Below are 25933 nucleotides of genomic sequence, written 5' to 3' on the forward strand. Positions count from 1 at the left end.
TGTTTTTCCCCTTCTCCCTTCCAGAGAGAAGGCCGGGATGAGGGTCTAATTCACAACCCCAGCAGCAGTTGCCTCTCCAGTTGCGGGTCGAGCAGCGTCACATGCAGCCCCACCAGCCGGACGCCGCGCCCTCCCCGCCGTTCTTCCCATGTTTTACGGGCGGTGGCAATCAGGTCTTCTTTGTTCAGCTTCGGCCAGACGTGCTCCTGGGTCGTCAGCTGAAAGTCATTAAACTTCAGCTTGATGCCTTGCCGGGCGATACGCAGGTCGGCCCGCTCTTTGGCAAGTCGCCTCTCAAGCTCCGGGTACAGGCGTTCAATAATCTCTTCGCATTCTGGCCATTCATGAATGTCTTCCGCGAGCGTCCGCTCTACCCCCACCGACTTTCTCTGACGATCGTTACTGATCTCGCGCTCATCAATGCCCTGGCTGCGCTCCCACAGCACCCGGCCAAATTTCCCAAAGCGTTTTAACAACATGGCCAGGTCAGCATTTTGCACGTCAGCGCAGGTTCGCAGACCGAGCGTTTCCAGCTTTGCCACCGTGACTTTGCCCACGCCGGGAATTTTCCCGAGCGGTAGCGTCGCTAAAAAGTCCGGTACCTGTTCGGGCGTAATGACATACTGGCCGTTGGGTTTATTGAGGTCGGAGGCAATCTTTGCCAGAAACTTTATCGGCGCAATGCCAGCTGAGGCGGTCAGGTTCAGTTCGTCGGCAATGGCCTGACGAATTTCGCGGGCGATCAACGTGGCTGAACCCTGGCAGTGTTCGCTGTCCGTAACGTCCAGATAAGCTTCATCCAGCGACAAGGGTTCAATCAGCGGGGTATAGCGGGAGAAGATTTCACGAATATGGTTGGAGGCTTCTTTATAGGCGTCGAACCGGCCCGGCAATAGCGTGAGATGCGGACAGAGTTTTAGCGCCATCGCGGTCGACATCGCGCTGCGCACGCCGTATTTTCTGGCGGGATAGTTCGCCGTGCTGATCACGCCTCGCCGTTGGGCGCTGCCGCCAATAGCGAGGGGAATATCGCGCAGGGCCGGGTTATCACGCATCTCAACGGCGGCAAAAAAGCAGTCCATATCGACATGAATGATTTTGCGCATATCCACTCAACCAGAAAAATAACACTGGATAAGTATACAGCTAATTTTCAAAATGAGGAAATTGTCGCAGGCCAACAAATCTTTCCCTGCGAGTGGCATCACCTCGGGCATAAAGTGACACACCGCAAAAACTCCAATTGATTCCAATAAAATGTGTAAACGCCCGCGTCTGGCGCTTGCGAAAATTAGCCACGATGCTAATGTGAGCGCAATCCTGTACAGAATTTTCTGATTTCGGGTCCCTTTAGCCGTCCTGGCTGTTAGTTTCAGGTTTATCAAGGAATCAAGCAGTATGCGTAAGATCGCACTGATTATTGCGATGCTCTCTATGCCGTTTTTCTCTTTCGCCAGCCTGCTTAACAGCAGCGGTGTCGCCGCCCCTGTCGGCAAAGATAGCAGACAGCAGCTAATGGGCTCCCCGGTTTATATTCAAATCTTTAAAGAAGAGCGCACCCTGGAACTGTGGGTGAAGATGGGCGAGCAGTACCAGCTCCTCAACAGTTACCGCATCTGTAACTATTCCGGCGGCCTGGGGCCAAAACAGCGTCAGGGCGATTTTAAAAGCCCGGAAGGGTTTTATAGCGTTGATCGCAGTCAGTTAAAACCGGACAGCCGCTTCTATAAAGCCATTAATATTGGCTTCCCGAATGAATTTGACCGCGCTCACGGCTATGAAGGGAAATACCTGATGATTCACGGCGCCTGCGTGTCGATTGGCTGCTATGCCATGACCGACTCCGGCATCGACGAAATCTTCCAGTTTGTGACCGGGGCTTTGGTGTTTGGCCAGCCGCGCGTACAGGTGAGTATCTTCCCGTTCCGCATGACCGACGCCAATATGGAACGCCACAAGTACTCCACCTACATCAACTTCTGGAAAGAGCTGAAACCGGGCTATGACTACTTCGCGGCTAACCATCAACCACCGGGCGTGGCCGTGGTCAGCGGGAACTACGTTATCAGCAAACCTGCCGTGATGACGCCAGTTCAACCGCAGCTGGCTTCAAACTATAAGCTCACCGAGGCAAAATAACGCCGACTTGCCTGGCTCAATTTTGTGCCAGGTTTCGTTGGCGGTCAGCGGCTGAGTTGCGATGACCGTGACCACATCGTTCGGTGTGGTCTCTTCCTGAAAATCAATTTCCACGTCCTGATCCAGCAGCTTAGCGACACCGAATGGCGCTCTGCGGGTGATCCAGAACAGGTTCGTCGAGCAAAACGCCATCACGTAGCGCCCGTCCGACAGCAGCATGTTAAACACGCCCTTTTCTCTAAGCTCTGCGCCCAGTTCAGTGATATAGCGGAATACCGCTTCCATATTGCCCGGCGTGCGCGGGTAACGCTGCGTGAGTTTGTGCAGCAGCCAGCAGAACGCCTGCTCGCTGTCCGTTTCGCCAATCGGGCGGAACGTCCCCGTCTCCAGCGTGCGATAGCCCTTGAGTTGCCCGTTATGGGCATAGGTCCAGTTGCGGCCCCACAGTTCGCGGGTGAACGGATGGGTGTTTTCCAGCGCAACCTTGCCGCGGTTTGCCTGGCGAATATGCGCAATAACCGAGCAGGATTTAATTGGGTAATCCTGGACGAGGCGGGCGATGGGCGAGTTAAAGCTCGGCTGCGGATCTTTAAACGTGCGGCAGCCTTTCCCTTCGTAGAAGGTTATACCCCAGCCGTCTTTATGGGGGCCTGTTCCGCCTCCGCGCTGCACCAGTCCGGTAAAACTAAAACAGATATCCGTCGGTACGTTGGCACTCATCCCGAGCAATTCGCACATCTCTTCTCTCCCACAACGAATGCCCCTGCTCCGGGAGGAGCTGGGGCATTACGGGCTAAGCTTTAACCATTTCTTTTTCGATTAACTGAATCAGGATGTGGATCACTTTGATGTGAATTTCCTGAATGCGGTCCGCATAGCCGAAGTGCGGCACACGGATTTCGATGTCAGCCGTACCGGCCATTTTGCCGCCGTCTTTGCCGGTCAGGGTAATGACTTTCATGCCTTTCGCGCGGGCAGCTTCAATCGCTTTGATGACGTTGCCGGAGTTGCCGGACGTGGAGATCCCCAGCAGCACGTCGCCTTCGCGGCCAACGGCTTCAACGTAGCGAGAGAAGACATAGTCGTAGCCAAAATCGTTGCTGACGCAGGAGATGTGGCTCACGTCAGAAATCGCGATCGCCGGGTAGCCCGGGCGGTTCTCACGATAGCGGCCCGTTAACTCTTCCGCAAAGTGCATAGCATCGCAGTGTGAGCCACCGTTCCCGCAGGACAGTACTTTGCCGCCCGCTTTGAAACTGTCTGCCAGCAGCACCGCTGCGCGCTGGATGGCATGAATGTTGGCTTCATCCTTAAGGAAGTTAGTCAGCGTTTCCGCCGCTTCATTTAGCTCACTACGAATAAGATCCTGGTACATGAGGAGGTCCTTGAGGTTTGAGTGAATTTCACATCCCGCAGTGTACCGGATAGCGCCGAAAGCGAGAAGCGTAACCCCGCGTGTAAAGCCGGGGTTTTCCCTGGAAGTGCGGCAACAATGTGAGCGAGGTTGTAATTATTTTGTAAACACATTGCTAAAGAAAGCAACATCCACTACAACCAATACATCACAAGTGGTCAGACCTCCTACAAGCAAGGGAGCTTTCTTTATGTTGATTTTAAGCATTGTCCTTACCGTTGTTCTGCTGGGTGTGTTGTTCTATCACCAGGCAAATCTGCTGCTTAGCAGCGTGCTTCTGCTCGCGTGGACCGCCGCGCTGGGCTTCGCTGGCATCTGGTCTTTCTGGATGCTGGTTCCGCTGGCGGTAATTCTGGTGCCGCTGCTGGTCACGCCGCTGCGTAAATCGCTGATCTCCGCACCGATCTTCCGTGGCTTCCGAAAAGTCATGCCGCCGATGTCCCGCACCGAAAAAGAAGCCATCGACGCCGGGACGACCTGGTGGGAAGGCGATCTGTTCCGCGGCAAGCCGGACTGGCAAAAACTGCATAACTACCCACAGCCAAAGCTGACCGAAGAGGAACAGGCGTTCCTTGATGGCCCGGTGGAAGAAGCCTGCCGCATGGCGAACGATTTCCAGATCACCCATGAGCTGGCCGACCTGCCCCCTGAGCTGTGGGCTTACCTGAAAGAGCATCGCTTCTTCGCGATGATCATCAAGAAAGAGTACGGCGGCCTCGAGTTCTCAGCCTATGCTCAGGCTCGCGTGCTGCAAAAACTGTCCGGCGTTTCCGGGATCCTGGCGATTACCGTCGGCGTGCCTAACTCCTTAGGCCCGGGCGAACTGCTGCAGCACTACGGCACCGAAGAGCAAAAAGATCACTACCTGCCTCGCCTGGCTCGCGGCCTGGAAATCCCTTGCTTCGCGCTGACCAGCCCGGAAGCCGGTTCCGATGCTGGCGCAATCCCGGACAGCGGCGTGGTTTGCATGGGGGAATGGCAGGGTGAACAGGTGCTCGGTATGCGCCTGACCTGGAACAAACGCTATATCACGCTCGCCCCTATCGCCACCGTACTGGGCCTGGCGTTCAAATTGTCTGACCCGAAACGCCTGCTCGGCGGCGAAGAAGACCTCGGCATTACCTGTGCGCTGATCCCAACCCACACGCCTGGCGTGGAAATCGGCAAACGTCACTTCCCGCTGAACGTGCCGTTCCAGAACGGCCCAACCCGTGGGAACGACATCTTTGTGCCTATCGACTTTATTATCGGTGGTCCAAAAATGGCCGGTCAGGGCTGGCGTATGCTGGTTGAGTGCCTGTCCGTAGGTCGCGGCATTACCCTGCCGTCTAACGCTACCGGCGGCCTGAAATCCGTGGCGATGGCAACGGGTGCTTACGCGCATATCCGCCGTCAGTTCAAAATCTCTATCGGCAAAATGGAAGGGATTGAAGAGCCGCTGGCACGCATCGCCGGTAACGCGTATGTCATGGATGCCGCAGCTTCTTTAATTACCTACGGCATCGTGCTCGGTGAGAAACCCGCCGTACTGTCTGCGATTGTTAAGTACCACTGTACCCACCGTGGCCAGCGCGCCATTCTTGATGCGATGGATATCGTCGGCGGGAAAGGCATCATGCTCGGCGACGCTAACTTCGTGGCCCGTGCTTACCAGGGCGCGCCGATCGCCATCACCGTTGAAGGCGCTAACATTCTGACCCGCAGCATGATCATCTTCGGCCAGGGCGCAATTCGCTGCCATCCGTACGTGCTGGAAGAGATGGCCGCGGCGCAGAATAACGACGTGAATGCCTTCGATAAGCTGCTGTTCAAGCACATCGGCCACGTGGGCAGCAACAAAATGCGCAGCCTGTGGCTGGGCCTGACCAACGGCCTCGGCAGCAGCACGCCGACCCGCGATGCAACTAAACGCTACTACCAGTACATCAACCGCCTGAGCGCCAACCTGGCGCTGCTGTCGGATGTCTCCATGGCCGTGCTGGGCGGTAGCCTGAAGCGCAGAGAGCGTATCTCTGCCCGTCTGGGTGATGTGCTGAGCCAGCTTTATCTGGCGACGGCGGTGCTGAAACGCTACGAAGATGAAGGGCGTAACGAAGCCGATCTGCCGCTGGTTCACTGGGGCGTGCAGGATGCGCTGTTCCAGGCCGAACAGGCGATTGATGACCTGCTGCGCAACTTCCCGAACCGCTTTGTGGCCGGTACGCTGCGGCTGGTTATCTTCCCGCTGGGTCGCCGCTACGATGCGCCGTCCGATGTGCTGGACCACAAGCTGGCGAAAATCCTGCAGGTGCCGTCCGCAACCCGGTCGCGTATTGGCCGCGGTCAGTACCTGACGCCAAGCGAGCATAACCCTGCTGGCCTGCTGGAAGCCGCTCTGCTGGATATTATGGCCGCCGAGCCAATCCACCAGCGCGTATGCAAAGAGCTGAAGCGCAATCTGCCGTTCACTCGCCTGGATGAGCTGGCGAAGCAGCTGCTGGGTGAAGGCAAGATCACCGCCGATGAAGCGGCGATTCTGACCAAAGCGGAAGCCAGCCGCCTGCGCAGCATCAACGTGGATGAGTTTGATCCGGAGGCGCTGGCGACACAGCCGGTGAAGGTGCCGGAAAAGCACAGAAAGGTTGAAGCCGCCTGACCATTAACCCCTCTTATGAGGGGTTTTTTATTGCCAACAAAAGCACGTTTTCTCGTGCTACAGTGGATGAAATATTCTGCTAAGAGGCTGCCGATGGTGTCTGGTCTGAAAGTTTCCGTTCTGCAACAACCGCTCGTCTGGATGGATGGTGCCGCGAACCTGCGTCATTTTGATGTGCTGCTGGAGGGCGTGCGCGGGCGTGACCTGATTATTCTGCCGGAAATGTTCACCACCGGCTTTGCGATGGAAGCTGCCGTGCAGTCAATGCCGGAACAGGAAGTGATTGACTGGATGCAGTTCAAAGCCCAGCAAACGCAGGCGATGATCGCCGGCAGCGCCGCTCTGCAAACCGAACGCGGGCCGGTGAACCGCTTCCTGCTGGTTCAGCCGGACGGCAAAGTGCATTTCTACGATAAGCGCCACCTGTTCCGCATGGCCGATGAGCATCATCATTATCAGGCCGGGGAAGAACGCGTGATTATTGAGTGGAAGGGCTGGCGTATTTTACCGCTGGTTTGCTACGACCTGCGCTTCCCGGTGTGGTCCCGCAATCGCAACGACTACGATCTGGCGCTGTACGTCGCCAACTGGCCCGCGCCGCGCTCTCTGCACTGGCAAAGCCTGCTGCAGGCGCGCGCCATTGAGAACCAGGCTTATGTGGCAGGCTGCAATCGCGTGGGCACCGACGGCAACGGCCACCATTACCGGGGCGACAGCCGGATCATCAGTCCACAGGGCGAGATCCTGGCGAGCGTTGAACCTCACCAGGCGGCACGACTTGATGCCGATCTTTCGCTGATTGCGCTGCGGGAGTACCGGGAGAAATTCCCGGCCTGGCAGGATGCCGATCCTTTCAGCCTTTAAGAATGAAAGTATGCAGAAACCGGCCTATTCAGGCCGGTTTTTTTATTGTTCCGCCAGCACAGTCACGGCGCGAGTGAAAGCCTGGACGGCAAGGGCCACGTCGCTTTCCATGACGGATTCCGCCGGATGATGGCTGATACCCTTCTCGCAGCGAACAAACAGCATAGCGCTCGGCCAACGCTCGGCGATGGCAATGGCATCGTGCCCTGCGCCGCTTGACAACGACAGGCTCCGCCCCTGAACTTCGCTCACCGCCTGCGTTAGCGTTGCCTGCAACGCCGCATCACACGGCGTGGCCGGAATAGCGTAGTAGGCTTCTGCGTTAAACTGCATACCGCGACGGGCGGCAATCGCTTCCCCTTCGGCAAGAAGCTGGCCTAACAAACTCGCCAGGCTTTCGTCACGCGGGCTGCGAATGTCCAGCGTAAGCTGAACGTCGCCAGGGATGACGTTCACCGCGCCTGGCGCGCAGCTTAACGTTCCCACCGTGGCAACTTCGTCGGGGCCGTGGCGGCGCGTGGCGGATTCAATAAATGTCATCCATTCGGCAGCGGCGGCCAGCGCATCTTTACGCAGCGCCATTGGCACCGTCCCCGCATGGCCCGCATGGCCGGTAAAGCTGCAGTTCAGGCGACGGGCGCCGTTAATGGCCGTGACCACGCCCAGCGCAAGGCCCTGCTCTTCCAGCACCGGTCCCTGCTCGATATGCAGCTCAAGGTAAGCGCTGAAATCGCTTTTTGGCCGCTCCGCGCTGGCAATACGCGTCGGATCCAGACCGGCAATCGTCATGGCCTGCGCCACGCTGACGCCGCTGGCATCTTCACAGCTCAGCCAATGCGCCGGCCAACTGCCGGTGATGCCTCGGCTCCCCAGCAGGGTAACCCCAAAGCGGGTGCCTTCTTCATCGCCAAAACCGACAATTTCGATGGCCTGCTCGAGCTGGATATTGTTTTGATAAAGGTACGCGACCACTTCCAGGGCACACAGCACGCCGAGCATCCCATCGTAGCGGCCCGCATTGCGCACCGTATCAAGATGGGACCCCAGCAAAATCGCCTGCGCGCCTTCTTGCCTGCCTTCGTAACGCCCACAAATATTGCCGACAGCGTCCTGCCAGGTCGTCATGCCGAGCTGTTCCATCCAGCCAGCGACCAGCTGATTCGCCCGCAAATGTTGCACCGAAAGGTAAACCCGGGTCAGCTGGCCCGCGCTTTCGCTGATAGCAGCTAGCTGGTCAGCCCTGTCCATGACGCGCTGGGCGGCAACCGCGGCATAGTTAGCATCCATAAGCGGCGCGCCCATTAGCGGGCCCCCTGCGCGTAAACGTTCCACGCGGCCTGCATCGCTTCACCCTGCACGCTTTTAAAGCCGAGACGGTTAAGCACCGCTTCCAGCGCGGTGAGCGTTTGCAGCACGCAGTCTTTGCGTGCGTTGTAGCCCATGGTGCCGATGCGCCAGATTTTGCCCTGTAGCGGGCCGAAGGAGGTGCCGATCTCGATATGGAAATCTTCCAGCAGCAGCTTACGAACCTCTTCGCCGTGAACCTGCGCCGGGATAGCCACGCCGAGGACGTTGTTCATCTTGTGGTCAAGATCGCCGAAAGTTTCCAGCCCCATGCCGTGGATCCCCGCCACCATCGCCCTGCCGTGCAGCTCATGACGGGCAATACCGACGTCCAGACCTTCTTCCAGGATCACTCGGGCGCACTCACGGGCAGCAAACAGCATGCTCGTCGCTTCGGTGTGGTGATTCAGACGTTCCGGCCCCCAGTAGTCCATGATCATGCCCAGATCGAAGTAGTTGGAGTAGATCATCTCTTCGTCCCCGTCCTGATGGGCGGCAGTGCGAATGCCTTCTTCCACGCATTTACGGCGGCGAATGGCCTCTTCCATTTTCGGACTAAGGGTGACCGGTGAGCTGCCTGACGGGCCGCCCAGGCACTTCTGCAATCCGGCGGAAACGGCATCCAGTCCCCAGGCATCGGTGAGCAGTTCGTTCCCGCCAAACGATGCTGTAGCATCGGTGTAGAACAGCACGCCGTGGCGGCGGCAGATCTCCCCCAGTTCGGCCAGCGGCTGCAGCATCGTGGTGGAAGTATCGCCCTGCACGGTCAGTAGCAGGCGAGGTTTTACCACTTTGATGGCGTCTTCGATTTGCTGCGGGCTGAATACTTCGCCCCACGGCACTTCAATGGTGTGCACTTCGGCGCGGCAGCGGCGGGCAATCTCACACAGCAGGTGACCAAAACGGCCAAACACTGGCACAAGCACTTTATCGCCAGGGCGAATAACCGACAGCAAAATGGCCTCGATCCCGGCACGGGAAGTGCCGTCCACCAGCATCGTCCATTTGTTTTCGGTGCGGAAGAGCTCGCGGTACAGCACCATCACCTCATTCATATATCCCGTCATCACCGGGTCATACTGGCCGATAAGCTGACTCGCCATGGCACGCAGCACGCGCGGATCGGCATTGATCGGGCCTGGCCCCATCAGCAAACGGTGCGGCGGGTTGATCTGGGAAAACTGCTGAATATCAAACATGGCGATTCCTTGAGTCTGAGATTGAAACAAAAGATTCTTATAATCATCTTTTGCAACTAATGTGCCAGCCGCAGGCAAAATTTTTTCCGGCTGACAGGCTTAAGCCAGCGCGGAAAAACAGGTTTGGGTAAAAACGATGAACTCTTTTGGCTCACCCGAACTGTGCAGTTGCACCGTCGAGGAGCATTAACGCTGTTCGAGTTCGTCCAGCTCTGTATACAATTCAGCGATATTATGGATACGCTGACGCCCACTGGTCAATGATTCATGCAGCACCGCGTTAGCCAGTAAATTCACCAGGCTCATGGCGCTGCTGTAGCTGTCAAACGCCGAAACGCTGTCGAGCGGCGCGCTCAAATGCCAGCCAGGATAACTTGCCAGCACCGCCGAACCCGGTTCGCTCAGCATCACCAGCGGTATACCGCGCTGCTGTAAACTGGTGAGCAGTGGCTTGATAATGCGCGGCCTGCGGCGAAACGCCACGGTGACGACGCAATCTTCCGGACCGATATCCACCAGCTCTTCCGCCAGCGTCTGCCCCGGCTGCGGGAGCAGATGTACGCCGCTGCGCACCTGCAAAAGCTGCTGGCGCAAGTGCATCGCCACCGGCCAGGAGTTTCGCATCCCAATGATAAACAGCCGTTTTCCGGTCACAAGGGCCTTGACCACTTCGGCAAACGGGCCCGCTTCCAGCTGATTCACCAGTTGAGTAAGGTTCGCCATTTCCTGCTTGTAATGACGCGCCAGCAGCGTGTTGCCCTGCACGGCATCGCGGTTTTCCGTCAGCGGCATCCCGCTCTGGCGCAGGGTCCGCAGCTCTTCGCGCATATCTTTGTAGCGCTCGTAACCTAAGCGCTTAAACAGGCGGCTCACGGTGGCCTTGGACACACCTGAAAGCCGCGCCAACTCGGCGCTGTTGTAGCTGATCAAGTCATCAAAGTGGTCAACGATGAACGAGGCCACGCGCTGCTCCTGCGGGGAAAAGAGCGCCCATGACGCCCGCAACCGCTCGTCTAACTGTTTCATGCCGACTCCTGCAACTTTTGTTTCATCAAAGCCTGACACAGTGAAACGATCTTCGTCAACCTGGAACATCTCTTGCTTCTGACTCCCCTACCCGAGCGGATTTCCTGCAAGAGAAGAAAAATATGCAAAGCAATATGGCCCCCGGAGGCATGGCGGTGACGCCCCATCATCTGGCTTCTGAAAGTGCGCTGTCTGTGCTGCGCCAGGGCGGTGATGCCGTTGAAGCGATGGTCGCCGCAGCCGCCACTATCGCGGTGGTTTATCCCCATATGAACGGTATAGGCGGGGATGGATTCTGGCTGATTGTTCCGCCTGAGGGGGAACCTGTGGCCATCGACGCCAGCGGGGCCGCCGGATCGCTGGCGTCACTGGATTTCTACCGGGGAGAACGCGCAATTCCCCATCGCGGCACCCGTGCTGCGTTGACCGTGCCCGGCACGCTGAGCGGCTGGGCAGAAGCACTGAAAGTGTCATCGGAGCTTGGCGGCGGGCAGATGCCGCTTTCCCGCCTGATGGCCGATGCTATTCGCTATGCGGCGGACGGGATCCCGGTCACCGCCTCTCAGGCGAACGCGACACAAAGCAAATACGCCGAGCTGGTTGATATTCCAGGTTTTGCCGACACGTTCCTGCAGCGCGGTGAAGTGCCCGCGACCGGGAGTCGTTTCACGCAGCCCCGGCTGGCCAGGACCCTGACGCGAATGACCGTAGAAGGCCTGGACAGTTTCTATCGCGGCCCGCTGGCTTCAATCATTGCCGAAGAGCTGGCCGAACTGGGATTGCCAATCACCGCGGCTGACCTCGCCGCACATCGGGCAACCCGCAGCAAACCGCTTCGCCTTGAGCACCAGGCCGGGGAAGTTTTTAACCTCGCCCCGCCTACGCAAGGGCTGGTCTCGCTGGCGATCCTCGGCATTACCGACCGCCTGTCGATGGCAAACGCCAGTGAAGTTCAGACCGTACACCGCATCGTGGAAGCCACTAAAAAAGCCTTTGCGCTGCGCGACAAGCACATCACCGACCCGCGCCTGATCGCGACCTCAATACAAAACCTGTTAGATCCCGAGGCGCTGGATCTGCTGGCCGCAAAAATTGATGACCAAAGCGCCGCTCCGTGGGGCAAAGGTAAAGGCCCCGGCGACACGGTCTGGATGGGCGTCATTGACGGGAATGGCCTGGCCGTGTCGTTTATTCAAAGTATTTATCACGAATTCGGCAGCGGGGTTGTGCTACCCCAAAGCGGCGTGCTGTGGCAAAACCGCGGGGCATCTTTCAGCCTCGATGCAGAGCATCTGCTGGCGCTGGCGCCGGGCAAAAAACCGTTCCACACCCTGAACCCGGCAGCAGCCAGGCTCGCCGACGGCAGAACGCTGGTTTACGGCTCGATGGGCGGCGACGGCCAGCCGCAGACGCAGGCGACAATCTTTACCCGCTATGTACTTCAGGGCATCGGTTTACAGGAGGCCATTTGCGCGCCGCGCTGGCTGCTGGGCCGCACCTGGGGGCAAGTTTCCGACAGCCTCAAGCTTGAGAGCCGCTTTAGCCAGGACACCGTCAACGCGCTTGAAGCCCTCGGACACGAGGTAGAAACAGTCCCCGCCTTCAGCGAGATCGTCGGCCACGCCGGCGCCATCGTCAGACATACCAATGGCATGCTCGAAGGTGCGTGGGATCCGCGCAGCAACGGCAGCGCCGCAGGCTTTTGAGGAAAATACCAATGAACCAATCTTCTTTTGACTGGCAGCACTACATTGTCCTGATGGAGCAACTACTCGCCGTGCCGCTGACCGACGAGCGCCGCAAAGAGCTGGAGTTGCAGCTGACACGCATTGCGGCCATGGCTGGACCGCTGATGGCCTTCCCGCTTGCCGATCGCCAGGAAACCGCCGGAGTTTATACGCTATGACCGCCCTTTCTATCCGACAGATCCAGCAGGGACTGCGGGACAAAGATTTTTCAGCTACCGAACTGGCCCGGCAAACGCTGGCAAAGATTGAGCAGCGAAACCCGCAGCTTAATGCCTTTACCGAAATCACCCAGGATCGTCTTCTGGAGGAGGCGGCCTCGGTAGACCAATTGATCGGTCGCGGCAGCCCTTTGCCAGCGCTCGCGGGCGTGCCTTACGCGGTAAAAAATCTTTTCGACATTAAAGGGGTAACAACCCTTGCAGGTGCGGAGTTGTTTGCCGGGCAACCCGCGGCCTCTGAAGATGCCTTCGCTATTACACGGCTGCAAAAAGCGGGGGGAATGCTAAGCGGGGCGTTGAATATGGATGCCTATGCCTACGGCTTCACCACGGAAAACAGTTATTACGGAGCCACCAAAAACCCGCACGATCTGTCGCGTATTGCGGGCGGCTCGTCCGGCGGCTCAGCGGCAGCTGTAGCTGCGGGCATGGTGAACTTCACCCTTGGCACCGACACCAACGGCTCCATTCGCGTCCCGTCTTCACTTTGCGGGCTCGTGGGCCTGAAGCCGACTTTTGGCCGCCTGTCGCGCGGCGGCAGCCATCCTTTTGTCGCCAGCCTCGACCATATCGGCCCGCTGGCTCGGAGCGTGGAGGATGTCGCGGCGGTTTACGATGTGCTGCAAGGGTACGACAGTAGCGATCCTTTTCAGACTTCGCGCGCCATTGAGCCGGTTTGCGCAGCGCTTGAGCGTGATACGCCGCTTCGCGTGGCGGTGCTGGAGGGTTTCTTTGAAAGCTGGTGTGACGCGGATGCCAAAGAAGCCGTTAGCCGGGTAGCCAAAGCGCTCCAGGCTACGGAAAAAGTTTCTATGCCGGAAGCCGAACTCGCCCGTTCGGCGGCTTTTTTGCTGACCGCCGCCGAAGGGGGAAATCAGTACCTGCCCGCACTGCGAACCAGCCCTGAGCGCTTCGAACCTAACTCGCGCGAACGCCTGCTGGCGGGGGCCATGACGCCGTCGGCCTGGTACACCCAGGCTCAGCGCTTCCGGGCCTGGTTCCGCGATCGCACGCTGCCGCTGTTTGACCATTTTGATCTGCTTGTTGCCCCCGCCACGCCATGCTGCGCCACGCTTATCGGGCAGCAAACCATGCATATCAACGGGCAAGATATCCCGGTCAAAGCCAGCATGGGCATCCTGACGCAGCCAATCTCTTTCCTGGGATTACCTGTTGTCAGCGCCCCGCTGGTCGCGGCCAGCGGTTTACCGATTGGCGTGCAATTAATTGCCGCACCCTGGCGGGAAGACGTGTGTTTGCAGGCCGCTCGCCGCCTGGAATCTCAGGGTATTTTACAGACGAAGGTAAGTTAAATGATGCGAGATAATATCGACCGCCCGGCCGTTTTAAATGAAGTCACTGCGGCATTTTATCGCTACGAGCAGGCGCTGATTACCAATGATGTCGCCGTTCTGGATGAGCTGTTTTGGGAGGATGCTCGCACCGTGCGTTTTGGCGCAACGGAAAACCTTTATGGCATTGAGCAGATCCGCGCTTTCCGCAACGGGCGTTCGCCGAAGGGGCTGGATCGCCAGTTGAGAAATACCGTTATCACCACCTTCAGCGACGACCTCGCGGTAGCGAGCACAGAATTTACCCGAGAAGACAGCGATAAGATTGGCCGCCAGATGCAGACTTGGGTCCGGTTTGCCTCAGGCTGGAAGATTGTGGCGGCGCATGTAAGTTTAATGGGGTGATAGTCTGTTTCTTCACCATAAAAATCTTCTGTTTATGAAAGCCCATGTCGTGTTCCGTTCACCTTAAATACCGCTTCATATGTTGCCACCATACAGGTGAACGTGCAGGGGAAGCAGAGATACGGGTGAACGGAACAGCAACAAAGTAACAAATATCTCAGAAACGAGCCTCAAAGACATATCTGTATAAAAATGGCATCCACAAAAGAATGGGAAGGCCAATAACATCATTCAACAAACGGGTGCGTCTTCACCCAATGCTCAGCAATGTCCTGCCTTCTGCAAATCCACACCCCTTCATGTTGCTGCACGTAATCCAGAAAACGCTGCAAGGCCCGGAAACGGCCCGGTCGCCCTAACAGGCGGCAATGCATGCCGATAGACATCATCTTCGGTGCCGTGTCGCCTTCTTCATACAGCACGTCAAAACTGTCTTTCAGGTAGGTGTAAAACTGCTCGGCGGTATTGAACCCCTGCGCGGTGGCGAAGCGCATGTCATTGGTATCCAGCGTGTACGGCACGATCAGGTGAGGTTTGGTGCTATCGTCTTCGCAGGCCACTTTGCTCCAGAAGGGCAGATCGTCGCCGTAGTAATCGCTGTCGTACAGGATACCGCCGTGCTCAACCACCAGCCTGCGGGTATTAGGGCTGTCGCGCCCGGTGTACCAACCGAGCGGGCGGGAGCCAAACAAATCCTCCAGGATTTCCATCGCCTGATGCAGGTGCTGGCGCTCGGTGGCAACGTCCATATTCTGATAATGGATCCAGCGCCAGCCGTGGCTGACCACGTCGTAGTCAGCGGCTTTGATCGCGGCCACAATCTCCGGGTTGCGGGCCAGCGCCATGGCGACGCCAAAGACCGTCAGAGGCAGACCGCGCTTCTGGAATTCATTATGGATACGCCAGAACCCTGCCCGGGAGCCGTATTCGTACAGGGAGTCCATCGACATATGGCGGTCCGGGAAACTGGCCGCCCCGATGATGTCGGAGAGAAATTGTTCCGAGCCGCTGTCGCCGTGCAGCACGTTGTTTTCCGCCCCTTCTTCAAAGTTCAGGACAAACTGAACCGCAATACGCGCGCCGTTCGGCCACTGCGCATGGGGAGGATTGCCGGCATAACCGGCGAGATCGCGCGGGTAGTTTTCGGTAAAAGGGTAGCGATTAGGCTTTTGTTCTTCCGTCATAGTTGGCCTCTTTTAACCTTAACCCAGACGAGCAAAAGAGCCGGAAAGCGGCTTTTTATTCGGATAAGCGAGATCGCCAAATTTGCTGGTGCCGATCCCCAGCGCAACCAGCGACTCCACCAGCTTCACCGCCGCGGTGACGCCGTCGATAACCGGGATACCGATCTCTTCGGTCAGCTCTTTCGCCAGGTTTGCCATGCCGCCACAGCCCAGCACGATCGCCCCACTGTTGTCTTCTTTTTTGGCCTGAATGCAGCGCTCACGCACCATGCGCTGGGCCAGCCCGGTGCCGTCTTCCAGCGCCAGCACGGGCAGATCGATGGCATGCAGCGCCGCGCAGTGATGCTCGAAGCCGTATTGCTGCAGCAAATGGCGGGCGATGATCACCGTGCGTGGCAGCGTGGTGACAATAGAGAAGCGGGTGGCGACCATCGTGGCCATATGCATGGCCGCTTCGGCAATGCCAATCACCGGCCCGCTGGCTATCTCACGCGCCGCCAGCAGCCCAGGGTCGCCAAAGCAGGCGATGACGTGCCCGCTCGCGCCCTGCGCTTTGCCCTGCTGAATTTGTTCCAGCACACCGATGGCCGCAATGGCTTCGTCAAAGTGCCCTTCTATTGACTCCACGCCCTGCTCCGGGCAGGTCGCGAGGATTTGCGTACCGGGGGCGGCAACGCTACGCGCGGCTTCTGCAATGGTGTGCGTCATCGCCAGGCTGGTGTTGGGGTTGATCACTTGAATAATAGGCTGTGGCATGGTTATTCCTGTCGGGTGCCAAAGAGGCGGGCGAAGTCTGGGGTGGTTTCACCGCTGCGCTCAAAATGCAGGCTGGAAACAATGTGATCGAAGTGGTGCTTCATCGCCAGGGTCAGCGGCTCAATGTCTTTTTTGCGCAGCAGATCGATAAGGTGTTCATGATCGTCACAGCGGCAGCCCCGCTGCCACGGCGCGCCCCAGGCAGCGATCACCAGCGAGGAGCGGTGCGTCAAACTGGTGACCATTTCCGTCAGCACGGCATTGCCGGAGATAGCCTGCAGCTGAATATGAAACGCCGCTGAAAGGCGGATGGCCGCCGGCCCGTCTCCGTCGCGGTGCGCTTTTTCTTCCTGCTGGATGATTTTACGCAGCGCGGCCAGGTGCGGCGCCTGAAGATGCTCGAGGACATGAGGCAGGTTGGCGCATTCGAGGAGGGAGCGCGTCTGGAAGATCGCTTTTGATTCTTCGACGTCCGGCATCGCCACAAATGCACCACGCCCGGGCAGCAGGGTGATCATTTGCACCGTTGCGAGGCGCGTTAAGACTTTACGGATCCCGGTTCGGCTAATGCCAAAAACGTCCGCCAGCGCTTCTTCCGGCAGTTTGCTGCCCGGCGGCAGCTGGTGTTCGACCATCGCCGTCATCAGCGATTGCCAGATAACGGCTTCTTTATCATGCAGTTCTGCTGGGGCTGTCACCCCGAAATCACGTTTCATTCACCTCTCCTGTTAGCACCAGGCACCCTATATTTGTATACAATATCATTGATAATTGAATACAAGAAATGCAAACCTGGCCTGGTTCCTGCAATACCTATGGCAGACGTAATCCATCTTCTGTTTTTATAGGAGCAGATCCCATGCCAGGTATAGAGAACAACGCAACAGCCATGAAAGAGAGTGCCAACGCCGGCTACAGCCCGCGCCTGTGCAACGATGACCTGGCCCCAACCCGCCACCAGACTTGGTCCTGGTATAATATTTTTTCGTTTTGGATGTCAGATGTACACAGCATGGGCGGCTACGTGGTGGCAGCCAGCTTCTTTACGCTCGGGCTTGCCAGCTGGCAGGTACTGATTTGCCTGCTGGCAGGGATTTGCATCGTGCAGTTTTGTGCCAACCTGGTCGCCAAACCCAGCCAGATGGCGGGCGTGCCTTACGCGGTGATTTGCCGCCAGGCTTTCGGCGTCTTCGGCGCGAATATTCCGGCGGTGATCCGCGGGCTTATCGCCTTCGCCTGGTACGGGATACAAACTTACCTGGCCGCTAACGCCTTAATGCTGGTGCTCTTGAAGTTCTGGCCAACGCTTGCGCCGATGACCAGCGTCAGCTTCCTCGGCCTGTCTCAGCTCGGCTGGATCTGCTTCGGTATTATGTGGGTGCTGCAGGCGATGGTGTTCTGGCACGGGATGAATGCGATTAAGCGCTTTATTGATATCGCGGGCCCTGCGGTATACATCGTGATGATGGCGCTGGCAGGCTGGATCCTGTATCAGACTGGCTTCGATGGCATCTCCTTTACCTTAGCCAGCAAACAGCTTAGCTCCGGCGAGCAGGTGTGGCAGATGATCACCGCCACCGCGCTGGTGGTGTCGTACTTCTCCGGCCCGCTGCTGAACTTCGGCGACTTCTCTCGCTACGGTAAAAGCATGAATGAGATCCGCCGCGGCAACCGCTGGGGCCTGCCGTTTAACTTCCTGCTGTTCTCTATTGTCACCGTGGTGATTGTGTCCGGTACTCAGTCGCTGTTCGGCAAGATGATCACCGACCCGATCGAGACCGTGAGCCATATCGGCAACAGCCTCGCGATGGCAATTGGCCTGCTGACGATGATCACCGCGACTATCGGGATCAATATTGTGGCGAACTTTGTTTCTCCTGCGTTCGACTTCTCTAACTGCTCGCCGCAGAAGATCAGCTTCCGTGCGGGTGGGATGATCGCCGCGGTGGGTTCTGTGCTGCTGACGCCGTGGAACCTGTTCCAGTCCCCGGAACTTATCCACTACACGCTGGATGTGCTGGGCTCGTTCATTGGGCCGCTGTTCGGCATCCTGCTGGCAGACTTCTACCTGGTGAAAGGCGGTAAAATTCACGTCGACGATCTGTTTAACGACACGCCGAAAGGCCGCTACTGGTACAGCCACGGCTTTAACCCGAAAGCGATCATCGCCCTGGTGCCTTCGGTTGCCGTTTGCCTGACCATCAGCTTTATTCCTTCGCTGCATGAAGTCGCCAACTTCAGCTGGTTTATCGGCGTGTTCCTCGGCCTGAGCTGCTACCGCTGGCTGGCTCGTAGTGAAAAAGTCAGCGTTGCTGCCGGTTTTGCTGGCCGCGTCGCCACCTCCAAAGAGTAAACATTGAGGCCTGGGCCCGAAGGGGTTCAGGCTTTTTCATTTCCAGACATACTCTTTTTCTTCTCTGAGACGACGGCTGGCCCAGCACGAGTGATATATTCTCCCTTCGACCTTTCCAGCAAAATCCCGTGTCAAAGGAGAGTCCCTTGCTCAGCAGTAAGAAGTCGGCCACTGAGGCTGTCCCCCATAAGCCGTCGGCCTGGTATGTTTTGCTCCTGTTCACCATTCCGCCGCTGCTTTGGGCGTGCAATTACATCGTCGGCAAAGCCGTTCGCAATGATATTCCCCCGGTGGGGCTCACCTTTATGCGCTGGCTGGTGGCGCTCATAGTGATCCTGCCGTTTGCGCTGCCTTATATAAAAAGAGACTTTCGTCGCTACCGGGAGTATCTGGGCTGGATTGTCGCCGTCTCGGTAACGGGGATCGTCTGTTTCAGTCTGCTGGTGTATATCGGCCTGCACCACACTTCGAGCACCAACGCGCTGTTGCTTAACTCCTGTATACCGGTGCTGATTATGCTGTTTGGCGCGCTATTTTTTGGGCATAAGCTCAGCGTTAAGCAGGTGGTGGGCCTGGCAATTTCCTGCTGCGGTGTGCTGTTCATTATCTTTAAGGGCGATATCCACGGGCTGCTGCAAATGGCGTTTTCATCGGGTGACCTGATGCTGCTGGCGGCCATGGCTTGTTTTGCGCTGTATACGCTGTGGATCCGAAAAATTCCTTCCGATATTAGCCGCATGGGGCTGCTGGGCGTTCAGGTGGCTATCGCGCTGGTGGTGACGCTGCCGCTGTGGCTGCATGAAATGAGCACCGGGGCTGTGCCACACTGGGATACCATGACGATTTCAGCGGTCGTGTTCCTCGGTGCATTCCCCTCTTTTGTTTCCTATCTGCTGTACGGACGCTGCGTGGAAGCCGTCGGTGCCGCGCGTGCCGGGCTTAGCATTCACCTGATCCCAGTCTTTGGCGTAGTGCTGTCGCTGGTGTTTCTCGGCGAAACGCTGCATCTTTTCCATATCATCGGGATTGCGACTATTTTAGTAGGTGTGGCGTTGGCCAGCAGGCACTAGAGGTGGTTTCAGCCAACCCTCGCGCGATTGCGGCGCGAGGGTTAGGTGAATTTTTAAGAAAGACATAAAAGACGAAGGCCTGAGTCATTGCTGACTCAGGCCTTCTGAATTGTGGCGGAACGGACGGGACTCGAACCCGCGACCCCCTGCGTGACAGGCAGGTATTCTAACCGACTGAACTACCGCTCCGCGTTTTGTTCCCCGTCGGGAACGAAGCGGATATTACGGATTGCCCCGATAACCGTCAACGCTTTTTATCATAAAATTAACCGTTTGCCGCAAAAATCACCTGAGTGGTGATTTTTAACTCGTTTTGGCTATTTTTAGCTGCGCCAGAGGCAGCTGCCGCCTTTCTTCTGCACCAAATCAAGGCGCGATTCATGGGCCACCAGCTCTTCATCACTGGCGTGGATCACCCGCATACCTGTTGCACGACGCACCACGCGCTGAATGCCGCCGCTGCCCTGCTGCTGCTGCACATCACCTTCCATAGAAAATTTGAGTGACGTTTGCCCGCCGGTCATCATCAGATAAACGTCGGCCAGGATTTGGGCATCGAGCAATGCGCCGTGCAGCGTACGTTTGCTGTTGTCTATTTCATAGCGAGAGCAGAGCGCATCGAGGCTGTTCCGCTTGCCCGGGAACATCTTACGGGCCATTGCCAGGCTGTCGGTTACCTTACAGAAGGTATCCGTTTTAGGAATGTCGCGCCGCAGCTTGCTGAACTCGTAGTCCATAAAGCCGATATCAAACGAGGCGTTATGAATGACCAGCTCGGCGCCGCGAATATAGTCGAGGAACGAGTCTGCAACCTGATCGAAGGTCGGCTTATCCGCCAGGAACTCGTCCGCAATACCGTGAACGCCAAAGGCTTCCGGATCCACCAGCCGGTCGGGCTTGAGGTAGACGTGGAAGTTGTTGCCCGTCAGGCGACGGTTGATCACTTCAACCGCACCGATCTCGATAATGCGATGCCCTTCATAATGAGCACCGATCTGGTTCATACCGGTGGTTTCGGTATCGAGGACTATTTGTCTGGTGGGGGTAGAAATCATATAGCTGTGCTCATCGCGCTCGTTTGTGTCAGACTTGACGTTTTCATCACAGGAAGTCTACCAGAGATGCGTAAACAGGTAGAAGTTTTCACCGATGGCTCCTGCCTGGGGAATCCAGGGCCGGGCGGCTTCGGGGCAATTTTGCGGTACAAGCAGCACGAGAAAATCTTCAGCGAAGGGTTTCGTCTCACCACCAATAACCGCATGGAAATGATGGCCGCTATCGTCGCGCTTGAGGCGCTGATCGAACCCTGCGATGTGGTCCTCAGCACCGACAGCCAGTACGTCCGCCAGGGCATTACCCAGTGGATCCACAACTGGAAAAAACGCGGCTGGAAGACGGCAGATAAAAAGCCGGTGAAAAACGTCGATTTATGGAAGCGCCTGGACGCAGCCCTGAGCCATCACCAGATTAAGTGGGAATGGGTCAAAGGGCATGCTGGCCACCCGGAAAACGAACGCTGCGACGAACTGGCGCGCAACGCAGCCTCCCGCCCTACTCATGAGGATGTGGGTTATCAGCCGGACGCGGCGGCACCTTAGCAACGGCTTCGCGGTACTGCCGCGTGGCCCCTACCGCCGAGCGAATCTGATTTTTCGCTTTGCGGCTTTTCATTGGGTTCAGCGTCAGCGGCAGCGTGCGTTTTCGCGCCACGATAACGTGCATACAGCCCAGCGCCGGCAGATGCGTACTCAGCAAACGCCCACCTTGCTTATGCCAGGGCAGGACCTGAAAACTGCGCCGGTACATCACTTCAAAATTCAGTAACGACAGCCAGTCTTGTTGCCTCATGGGGGTAAACATTCGGCTATTATAAGGCACACGCTTACGCAGGAACGGGACCATTTTCCCCAGCCCCAGCAAGCTAATGGGATTAAAACTGCTGAGCACGATCCAACCGTCGTCGATCAGGACACGATCCACTTCCCGCAGCAGGCGGTGGGGATCAGGGCACCAGGGTAACGTGTGGGCCAACAGGCAAGCATCCACCGACTTCGCCGCAAAAGGCAAGTGCAGAGGATCGGCATTAACCTGTAGATGCTCACCCTGCAGGGCCACATTAACCTGATGCGAAATCGCACACGCTTCGGTGTTCACTTCCGCACTCAGGTTGCCAATTTTCAATAAGTGAAAGCCGAACATTTTCGCCAGCCACGGGCGGAGCTGCTCTTCGAGCGCATCCCGATAGTGTTCTCCCCACCGCAGCTGCGCCCAATGATGGGGGGAAGTGATAATCTCAGGTATCCTTGCCGGTTTCATCACTACCTTCTTAATGGCCATAGAGAGGTTGAACTATGAATCTTAACAGTATTCGTGCCTTCCAGGATAACTACATCTGGGTGCTTAATAACGAGCAGGGAAAATGTGTGATCGTTGACCCTGGCGACGCCGCACCGGTATTGAGGGGAATAGAGGAAAACGGCTGGCAGCCAGAGGCCATTCTGCTGACCCATCATCATGCCGATCATGTGGGTGGCGTTCAGCAATTAAAGGACAAGTTTCCGAAGATTAAGGTCTACGGCCCGGAGGAAACCCGGCAGAAAGGCGCCACTCAGATCGTGGGCGAAGGGGATAAGTTTAGTCTGCTTGGGCGTGAATTTCGCGTGATAGCAACACCTGGTCACACTTTAGGACATATCTCCTTTTTTAGTTTTCCTTATCTATTTTGCGGCGACACAATGTTTTCAGGCGGCTGTGGAAGGCTTTTTGAAGGCACGGCAGGTCAGATGTTTAATTCATTTCAAAAGCTTAATGAACTCCCCGCCGATACACTGATTTGTTGCGCACATGAGTATACGGAATCGAACATAAAGTTTGCCTTAAGTATTCTACCCCATGATGAGCATTTAACGGGATACTATCGAAAAGTTAAGGAGTTACGCGCAAAAAATCATTCAACATTGCCGTCTTCCCTGCAAACTGAACGTAAAATAAATATTTTTTTACGCACTGAAGATGTTGTTTTAAAAGAAGAAATAAAAAAAGAAACAAACTTGCAACAACCCCATGAGATATTCGCCTGGTTAAGGACAAAGAAGGACAGCTTCTGAATATTCTGGTTGTGTTGTCGAAAAGGCGACGGTATCATCGCTCGTCTTTTAAGCAACCATTGACACACACATGAAGGCAAAAGCGATACTACTCGCCTCTGTCTTGCTTGTCGGGTGCCAGGCGTCAAAGCATGATGCCAACATTCAACAGCACGCACAGAGTCTGTCTGCAGCTGGTCAAGGTGAAGCAGGAAAGTACACGGGTCGAGTGACCTCCGCGCGATGGATGGATGATGGAACCTTCCTCGCGCAAGATCAAAACCTGTGGAACTTCATCGGCAACGAGCTAAAGATGGGGATACCGGAAAACATCCGTATCCGCGAACAGAAACAGAAGTACCTGAGTAATAAGAGCTATCTCCACGATGTAACATTACGGGCAGAGCCGTATATGTACTGGATTGCCGGGCAAGTTAAGAAACGCAACATGCCAATGGAACTAGTACTACTACCCATAGTGGAGAGCGCTTTTGACCCCCACGCGACGTCTGGTGCAAATGCCGCAGGCATTTGGCAGATTATCCCAAGTACGGGGCGCAATTACGGTCTGAAGCAGACCAAAGCGTACGATGCACGCCGTGATGTAGTGGCTTCCACCACTGCCGCACTGGATATGATGCAGCGTTTGAACAAGATGTTTGACGGCGACTGGTTGTTGACCGTGGCGGCGTACAACAGCGGTGAAGGCCGCGTGCTGAATGCTATTAAAGCGAACAAATCGCGGGGTAAACCTACCGATTTCTGGTCGCTGGCTTTGCCACGTGAAACAAAGATCTACGTACCGAAAATGCTGGCGTTGAGTGACATACTCAAAAACAGTCAGAAGTACGGCGTACGTCTGCCGACAACGGATGAAAGCCGCGCGCTGGCGCGTGTTGAAGTAAGCAGTCCGGTTGAGTTAACGCAGGTCGCCGAAATGGCAGGCATGTCGCTCACCAACCTGAAGACCTTCAACGCCGGCGTGAAAAGCACCACCGTTGGAAAAAATCAGCGCTATGTGATGGTGCCGAAAAAGCATGCCGAGCAGCTGAAAGCCTCTCTGGCTTCTGGGGAAATCGATGCTTTACAGCCAACGTTGGTGGCGGATAACCGTCTCAACGCGGGTGGCAACAAATCCTATAAAGTGCGTTCAGGGGATACTCTGTCCAGCATTGCTTCACGCCTCGGTGTGAATGCTAAGGATTTGCAGAGCTGGAATAACCTGCGCGGTTCGCACCTCAAAGTTGGGCAGACGCTCAGCGTGAAAGGTGGCGCCACACAGCTGGCTGATAACAGCAGCATCACTTATCAGGTGCGTAAAGGTGATTCGTTGTCGAGTATTGCTAAACGTCACGGCGTGAACATCAAAGATGTGATGCGCTGGAACAATGGTACCGATGACCTGAAACCGGGTGACCGTTTGACGCTGTTTGTCAGCGGCAACAGCTCGCCGGATACCTGATAGCCAGAACAAAAAAGGCACCTTACGGTGCCTTTTCTTTTTTACCTCACGCCTTTCGCGCTTCCAGCATGATGATATCGCTGGTGAATGAGCCGTCCCGCTGCAATTCAAAGTATTGTTTCACCTCGTCCGAGGCGCTTTTTTGATAGGCGCGGATTGCGTCCGATAACACTATCGGCGTGCGCATTCTGGCGATCCAGCTGGTAAATTCCAGATTCAACCTGTCACACAACACGCTGTGCGTGACCAGGCCCGCCTCATTGAACAGGCTAAGCCACTCTCCGCTGGAATAATTACGCACATGCGAGGTATCTCGCAGCGCCTCGACCGTTTGCAGCCAGATATCCTTAACCGGATGGCCTGGCGAGGTCACATCCATAAAGATGGCAATACCACCGGGCTTAAGCACGCGCTTTACTTCGCGCAGCGCCTGACCAACATCGTGCCAGTGATGCGCTGAGTAGCGACTGATCACCACGTCAAAAATACCGTCGTCAAACGGCAATGATTCCGCGTATCCCTGACGTGTCGCGATATTCGCTATTCCGCGCGTTGTTGCCGCTTCAGCAACGACCGCCAGCATCTGCTCGGACAGATCATAAGCCACCACCGATTTCACTTTAGCCGCGGCAATAAAGCTGGCGTGCCCTGCCCCGCATCCCATGTCCAGGAGCGTGGCATGAGGGAAGTCATTCAGCCTTGCGCTAAGCCGCTCCAGATCGCGCCCGGAAGCATGAACCGTACTGGTCAAATAGGCGCTGGCCTGAGATCCAAACTGCTGGCCGACTTTGTCGTGATGGGATTGCGTTGTCATCGTTATGTCCTTGCGGTTAAGTGAGAAAAAGGGCAGCGCACAGGTCTGCCCAACGGCAGACCTGACGAACCTTATTTCAGCTCAGGCTTGCCGGGACGGAATTCAACTAGTAGCGGATTATGGTCTGATGCACGAGTCACCAGCACCGAAGCTTCGGTGACGTTCAGGCCACGATAGAACACAAAATCAAGAGGGCGACCAAACGCCCGGCGGCGGTGATCGTCAGTAAAGCGGACTTCCCTGAGCGTCATCTCGCGGGCAAAGCGGAAGAGCGCGTTCATGCGTGGACGGCTCCAGGCATTGAAATCACCGGCCATGATCACCGGCCCGTTGTGATGCCCTATCTGGTCTCCAATAGGCCCCAACTGCTTGCTGTAGACATCGACACCGAGGCTAAAATTGACGGCGTGGATATTAATCACCATCAACATGCGTCCGTCTGGCAGCGGATAGACCGTGACCAAAGCTGATTTAGACAAGCGCAGGATCGGCTCGCGTTCACGCAGCGGGCAGCAATATACCGGATGGGCTGCAGACAACGTCATCACGCCAGAAGGATGCTGGGGTAAAACAAAGGCAGGAACCTGGTCGGCAGCCAGATAGTTAGAAGTCGCAAACCTGACCAGCTCAGGCGTCGTTTGCGCTTCCTGGAGCAACATCAGATGTGCGTCTTTGCCGAAGGTTTGCAGCACTGAAAGCCAGTCGGCCCGCTGCTGCTTAAAGATGTTCCACACCAGAACGCGAATTGTGTCCTGACCGGGTAAAGGTTCACCGGGGGGTAATGCCTGGCCGATAGTCGCGAACGAGCCAGGAGGCAGAATGCGCTCTGCTGGCTGTCCGGCTACATATCTCATGGCATAGGTATTCTTGTGCACGTTTGGCTAACGACCTCAGTAACTCAACTTGCCCGCAGCTCGCAGGCTA

25 protein-coding genes and 1 tRNA gene are annotated in these 25933 nt (G+C 56.6%); 12 read left to right on the forward strand and 14 right to left on the reverse strand.

Going from position 1 to position 25933, the window contains the following annotated elements; translation table 11 throughout:
- Positions 1-50: 50 nt before the first annotated feature.
- Entirely contained in the window at positions 51-1106 is a 1056-nt protein-coding gene (gene dinB / locus ACREYP_RS18015) for a DNA polymerase IV (protein ID WP_008457347.1), read from the reverse strand.
- A 292-nt stretch (positions 1107-1398) separates the two neighbouring features.
- Here dinB and dpaA point away from each other — a divergent pair, with 292 nt between their 5' ends.
- Positions 1399-2139 (forward strand): peptidoglycan meso-diaminopimelic acid protein amidase, encoded by a 741-nt coding sequence (gene dpaA, locus ACREYP_RS18020; protein ID WP_039300629.1) that lies wholly within the window; start codon positions 1399-1401, stop codon positions 2137-2139.
- On the opposite strand, the gene ACREYP_RS18025 is transcribed toward dpaA, so the two are convergent.
- The gene (locus tag ACREYP_RS18025) at positions 2110-2877 is read right to left on the reverse strand and encodes a class II glutamine amidotransferase (protein WP_008457309.1); all 768 of its coding nucleotides are present in this window, start codon (positions 2875-2877) and stop codon (positions 2110-2112) included. The two genes, dpaA and ACREYP_RS18025, sit on opposite strands and share 30 nt — an antisense overlap.
- Positions 2878-2932: 55 nt before the next feature.
- On the reverse strand, positions 2933-3514 hold the full coding sequence (gene lpcA / locus ACREYP_RS18030) for a D-sedoheptulose 7-phosphate isomerase (protein ID WP_008457307.1): 582 nt from the start codon (positions 3512-3514) through the stop codon (positions 2933-2935).
- 229 nt (positions 3515-3743) lie between these two features.
- Between lpcA and fadE the strand changes: the two genes are divergently transcribed.
- Both fadE and ACREYP_RS18040 read left to right on the forward strand, forming a co-directional pair.
- Positions 3744-6188 carry an acyl-CoA dehydrogenase gene (gene fadE / locus ACREYP_RS18035; RefSeq protein ID WP_498881017.1) on the forward strand — a complete coding sequence of 815 codons (2445 nt, stop codon included), beginning with the start codon at positions 3744-3746 and terminating at the stop codon, positions 6186-6188.
- Between the two features lie 96 nt (positions 6189-6284).
- Entirely contained in the window at positions 6285-7052 is a 768-nt protein-coding gene (locus ACREYP_RS18040) for an amidohydrolase (protein WP_008457303.1), read from the forward strand.
- Positions 7053-7094: 42 nt separating this feature from the next.
- Here ACREYP_RS18040 and hpxK read toward each other — a convergent pair whose 3' ends face one another.
- The 3 genes from hpxK to ACREYP_RS18055 form a co-directional block, all read right to left on the reverse strand.
- A complete protein-coding gene (gene hpxK / locus ACREYP_RS18045) occupies positions 7095-8354 on the reverse strand; it encodes an allantoate amidohydrolase (RefSeq protein ID WP_336818465.1) in 1260 nt (419 codons plus the stop codon).
- The gene (locus ACREYP_RS18050) at positions 8354-9595 is read right to left on the reverse strand and encodes a pyridoxal-phosphate-dependent aminotransferase family protein (protein ID WP_498881018.1); all 1242 of its coding nucleotides are present in this window, start codon (positions 9593-9595) and stop codon (positions 8354-8356) included. The genes hpxK and ACREYP_RS18050 overlap by 1 nt, the downstream gene beginning before the upstream one ends.
- Positions 9596-9781: 186 nt before the next feature.
- On the reverse strand, positions 9782-10621 hold the full coding sequence (locus ACREYP_RS18055; protein WP_008457289.1) for a MurR/RpiR family transcriptional regulator: 840 nt from the start codon (positions 10619-10621) through the stop codon (positions 9782-9784).
- A 122-nt stretch (positions 10622-10743) separates the two neighbouring features.
- Between ACREYP_RS18055 and ACREYP_RS18060 the strand changes: the two genes are divergently transcribed.
- The 4 genes from ACREYP_RS18060 to hpxZ are packed head-to-tail and all read left to right on the forward strand — an operon-like array spanning position 10744 to position 14284.
- On the forward strand, positions 10744-12327 hold the full coding sequence (locus ACREYP_RS18060; protein WP_166994255.1) for a gamma-glutamyltransferase: 1584 nt from the start codon (positions 10744-10746) through the stop codon (positions 12325-12327).
- Between the two features lie 11 nt (positions 12328-12338).
- The gene (gene hpxX, locus ACREYP_RS18065; protein WP_008457287.1) at positions 12339-12527 is read left to right on the forward strand and encodes an oxalurate catabolism protein HpxX; all 189 of its coding nucleotides are present in this window, start codon (positions 12339-12341) and stop codon (positions 12525-12527) included.
- Positions 12524-13900, forward strand: a complete 1377-nt coding sequence (locus ACREYP_RS18070) for an AtzE family amidohydrolase (protein ID WP_336818463.1) — start codon at positions 12524-12526, stop codon at positions 13898-13900. The genes hpxX and ACREYP_RS18070 overlap by 4 nt, the downstream gene beginning before the upstream one ends.
- Entirely contained in the window at positions 13901-14284 is a 384-nt protein-coding gene (gene hpxZ / locus ACREYP_RS18075; protein WP_336818462.1) for an oxalurate catabolism protein HpxZ, read from the forward strand.
- 227 nt (positions 14285-14511) lie between these two features.
- Here hpxZ and puuE read toward each other — a convergent pair whose 3' ends face one another.
- The 3 genes from puuE to ACREYP_RS18090 are packed head-to-tail and all read right to left on the reverse strand — an operon-like array spanning position 14512 to position 16940.
- Positions 14512-15468 (reverse strand): allantoinase PuuE, encoded by a 957-nt coding sequence (gene puuE / locus ACREYP_RS18080; RefSeq protein ID WP_336818461.1) that lies wholly within the window; start codon positions 15466-15468, stop codon positions 14512-14514.
- A gap of 18 nt (positions 15469-15486) precedes the next feature.
- Entirely contained in the window at positions 15487-16224 is a 738-nt protein-coding gene (gene hpxA, locus ACREYP_RS18085; protein ID WP_085542921.1) for an allantoin racemase, read from the reverse strand.
- 2 nt (positions 16225-16226) lie between these two features.
- Positions 16227-16940, reverse strand: a complete 714-nt coding sequence (locus tag ACREYP_RS18090; RefSeq protein WP_336818460.1) for a GntR family transcriptional regulator — start codon at positions 16938-16940, stop codon at positions 16227-16229.
- Positions 16941-17083: 143 nt separating this feature from the next.
- Between ACREYP_RS18090 and ACREYP_RS18095 the strand changes: the two genes are divergently transcribed.
- Both ACREYP_RS18095 and ACREYP_RS18100 read left to right on the forward strand, forming a co-directional pair.
- Positions 17084-18577 (forward strand): NCS1 family nucleobase:cation symporter-1, encoded by a 1494-nt coding sequence (locus tag ACREYP_RS18095; protein ID WP_498881019.1) that lies wholly within the window; start codon positions 17084-17086, stop codon positions 18575-18577.
- A 146-nt stretch (positions 18578-18723) separates the two neighbouring features.
- Positions 18724-19647: a DMT family transporter gene (locus ACREYP_RS18100; RefSeq protein ID WP_336818458.1), complete on the forward strand. Its 924-nt coding sequence runs from the start codon at positions 18724-18726 to the stop codon at positions 19645-19647.
- A gap of 112 nt (positions 19648-19759) precedes the next feature.
- Here ACREYP_RS18100 and ACREYP_RS18105 read toward each other — a convergent pair.
- Together ACREYP_RS18105 and dnaQ are read right to left on the reverse strand one after the other, a co-directional pair.
- A tRNA-Asp gene (locus ACREYP_RS18105) sits at positions 19760-19836 on the reverse strand.
- 134 nt (positions 19837-19970) lie between these two features.
- Positions 19971-20702, reverse strand: a complete 732-nt coding sequence (dnaQ, locus tag ACREYP_RS18110; protein WP_008457272.1) for a DNA polymerase III subunit epsilon — start codon at positions 20700-20702, stop codon at positions 19971-19973.
- Between the two features lie 66 nt (positions 20703-20768).
- Between dnaQ and rnhA the strand changes: the two genes are divergently transcribed.
- Positions 20769-21245, forward strand: a complete 477-nt coding sequence (gene rnhA, locus ACREYP_RS18115) for a ribonuclease HI (RefSeq protein WP_039290486.1) — start codon at positions 20769-20771, stop codon at positions 21243-21245.
- Here rnhA and ACREYP_RS18120 read toward each other — a convergent pair.
- Positions 21199-21963: a class I SAM-dependent methyltransferase gene (locus ACREYP_RS18120; protein WP_336818457.1), complete on the reverse strand. Its 765-nt coding sequence runs from the start codon at positions 21961-21963 to the stop codon at positions 21199-21201. The two genes, rnhA and ACREYP_RS18120, sit on opposite strands and share 47 nt — an antisense overlap.
- A 35-nt stretch (positions 21964-21998) precedes the next feature.
- Between ACREYP_RS18120 and gloB the strand changes: the two genes are divergently transcribed.
- Positions 21999-22754, forward strand: coding sequence for a hydroxyacylglutathione hydrolase (gene gloB, locus ACREYP_RS18125; protein WP_336818456.1), 756 nt, complete (start codon positions 21999-22001; stop codon positions 22752-22754).
- Between the two features lie 70 nt (positions 22755-22824).
- The gene (gene mltD, locus ACREYP_RS18130; RefSeq protein ID WP_336818455.1) at positions 22825-24195 is read left to right on the forward strand and encodes a murein transglycosylase D; all 1371 of its coding nucleotides are present in this window, start codon (positions 22825-22827) and stop codon (positions 24193-24195) included.
- 46 nt (positions 24196-24241) lie between these two features.
- On the opposite strand, the gene ACREYP_RS18135 is transcribed toward mltD, so the two are convergent.
- Together ACREYP_RS18135 and ACREYP_RS18140 are read right to left on the reverse strand one after the other, a co-directional pair.
- Positions 24242-25009: a class I SAM-dependent methyltransferase gene (locus tag ACREYP_RS18135; RefSeq protein WP_008457263.1), complete on the reverse strand. Its 768-nt coding sequence runs from the start codon at positions 25007-25009 to the stop codon at positions 24242-24244.
- A 71-nt stretch (positions 25010-25080) separates the two neighbouring features.
- Positions 25081-25884 (reverse strand): endonuclease/exonuclease/phosphatase family protein, encoded by an 804-nt coding sequence (locus ACREYP_RS18140; protein WP_008457262.1) that lies wholly within the window; start codon positions 25882-25884, stop codon positions 25081-25083.
- Between the last annotated feature and the right edge of the window lie 49 nt (positions 25885-25933).

It is taken from the genome of Enterobacter sp. TMH.L2 (assembly GCF_050847315.1).
In the GTDB taxonomy this organism is placed as follows: Bacteria; Pseudomonadota; Gammaproteobacteria; order Enterobacterales; family Enterobacteriaceae; genus Cedecea.

Bases quoted from the DNA above. Each gene is read 5' to 3' on its own strand.
- dinB (WP_008457347.1), bottom strand. From the start codon at position 1,106: ATGCGCAAAATCATTCATGTCGATATGGACTGCTTTTTTGCCGCCGTT.
- dpaA (WP_039300629.1), top strand. From the start codon at position 1,399: ATGCGTAAGATCGCACTGATTATTGCGATGCTCTCTATGCCGTTTTTC.
- ACREYP_RS18025 (WP_008457309.1), bottom strand. From the start codon at position 2,877: ATGTGCGAATTGCTCGGGATGAGTGCCAACGTACCGACGGATATCTGT.
- lpcA (WP_008457307.1), bottom strand. From the start codon at position 3,514: ATGTACCAGGATCTTATTCGTAGTGAGCTAAATGAAGCGGCGGAAACG.
- fadE (WP_498881017.1), top strand. From the start codon at position 3,744: ATGTTGATTTTAAGCATTGTCCTTACCGTTGTTCTGCTGGGTGTGTTG.
- hpxK (WP_336818465.1), bottom strand. From the start codon at position 8,354: ATGGGCGCGCCGCTTATGGATGCTAACTATGCCGCGGTTGCCGCCCAG.
- ACREYP_RS18050 (WP_498881018.1), bottom strand. From the start codon at position 9,595: ATGTTTGATATTCAGCAGTTTTCCCAGATCAACCCGCCGCACCGTTTG.
- ACREYP_RS18055 (WP_008457289.1), bottom strand. From the start codon at position 10,621: ATGAAACAGTTAGACGAGCGGTTGCGGGCGTCATGGGCGCTCTTTTCC.
- ACREYP_RS18060 (WP_166994255.1), top strand. From the start codon at position 10,744: ATGCAAAGCAATATGGCCCCCGGAGGCATGGCGGTGACGCCCCATCAT.
- hpxX (WP_008457287.1), top strand. From the start codon at position 12,339: ATGAACCAATCTTCTTTTGACTGGCAGCACTACATTGTCCTGATGGAG.
- ACREYP_RS18070 (WP_336818463.1), top strand. From the start codon at position 12,524: ATGACCGCCCTTTCTATCCGACAGATCCAGCAGGGACTGCGGGACAAA.
- hpxZ (WP_336818462.1), top strand. From the start codon at position 13,901: ATGATGCGAGATAATATCGACCGCCCGGCCGTTTTAAATGAAGTCACT.
- puuE (WP_336818461.1), bottom strand. From the start codon at position 15,468: ATGACGGAAGAACAAAAGCCTAATCGCTACCCTTTTACCGAAAACTAC.
- hpxA (WP_085542921.1), bottom strand. From the start codon at position 16,224: ATGCCACAGCCTATTATTCAAGTGATCAACCCCAACACCAGCCTGGCG.
- ACREYP_RS18090 (WP_336818460.1), bottom strand. From the start codon at position 16,940: ATGAAACGTGATTTCGGGGTGACAGCCCCAGCAGAACTGCATGATAAA.
- ACREYP_RS18095 (WP_498881019.1), top strand. From the start codon at position 17,084: ATGCCAGGTATAGAGAACAACGCAACAGCCATGAAAGAGAGTGCCAAC.
- dnaQ (WP_008457272.1), bottom strand. From the start codon at position 20,702: ATGATTTCTACCCCCACCAGACAAATAGTCCTCGATACCGAAACCACC.
- rnhA (WP_039290486.1), top strand. From the start codon at position 20,769: ATGCGTAAACAGGTAGAAGTTTTCACCGATGGCTCCTGCCTGGGGAAT.
- ACREYP_RS18120 (WP_336818457.1), bottom strand. From the start codon at position 21,963: ATGAAACCGGCAAGGATACCTGAGATTATCACTTCCCCCCATCATTGG.
- gloB (WP_336818456.1), top strand. From the start codon at position 21,999: ATGAATCTTAACAGTATTCGTGCCTTCCAGGATAACTACATCTGGGTG.
- mltD (WP_336818455.1), top strand. From the start codon at position 22,825: ATGAAGGCAAAAGCGATACTACTCGCCTCTGTCTTGCTTGTCGGGTGC.
- ACREYP_RS18135 (WP_008457263.1), bottom strand. From the start codon at position 25,009: ATGACAACGCAATCCCATCACGACAAAGTCGGCCAGCAGTTTGGATCT.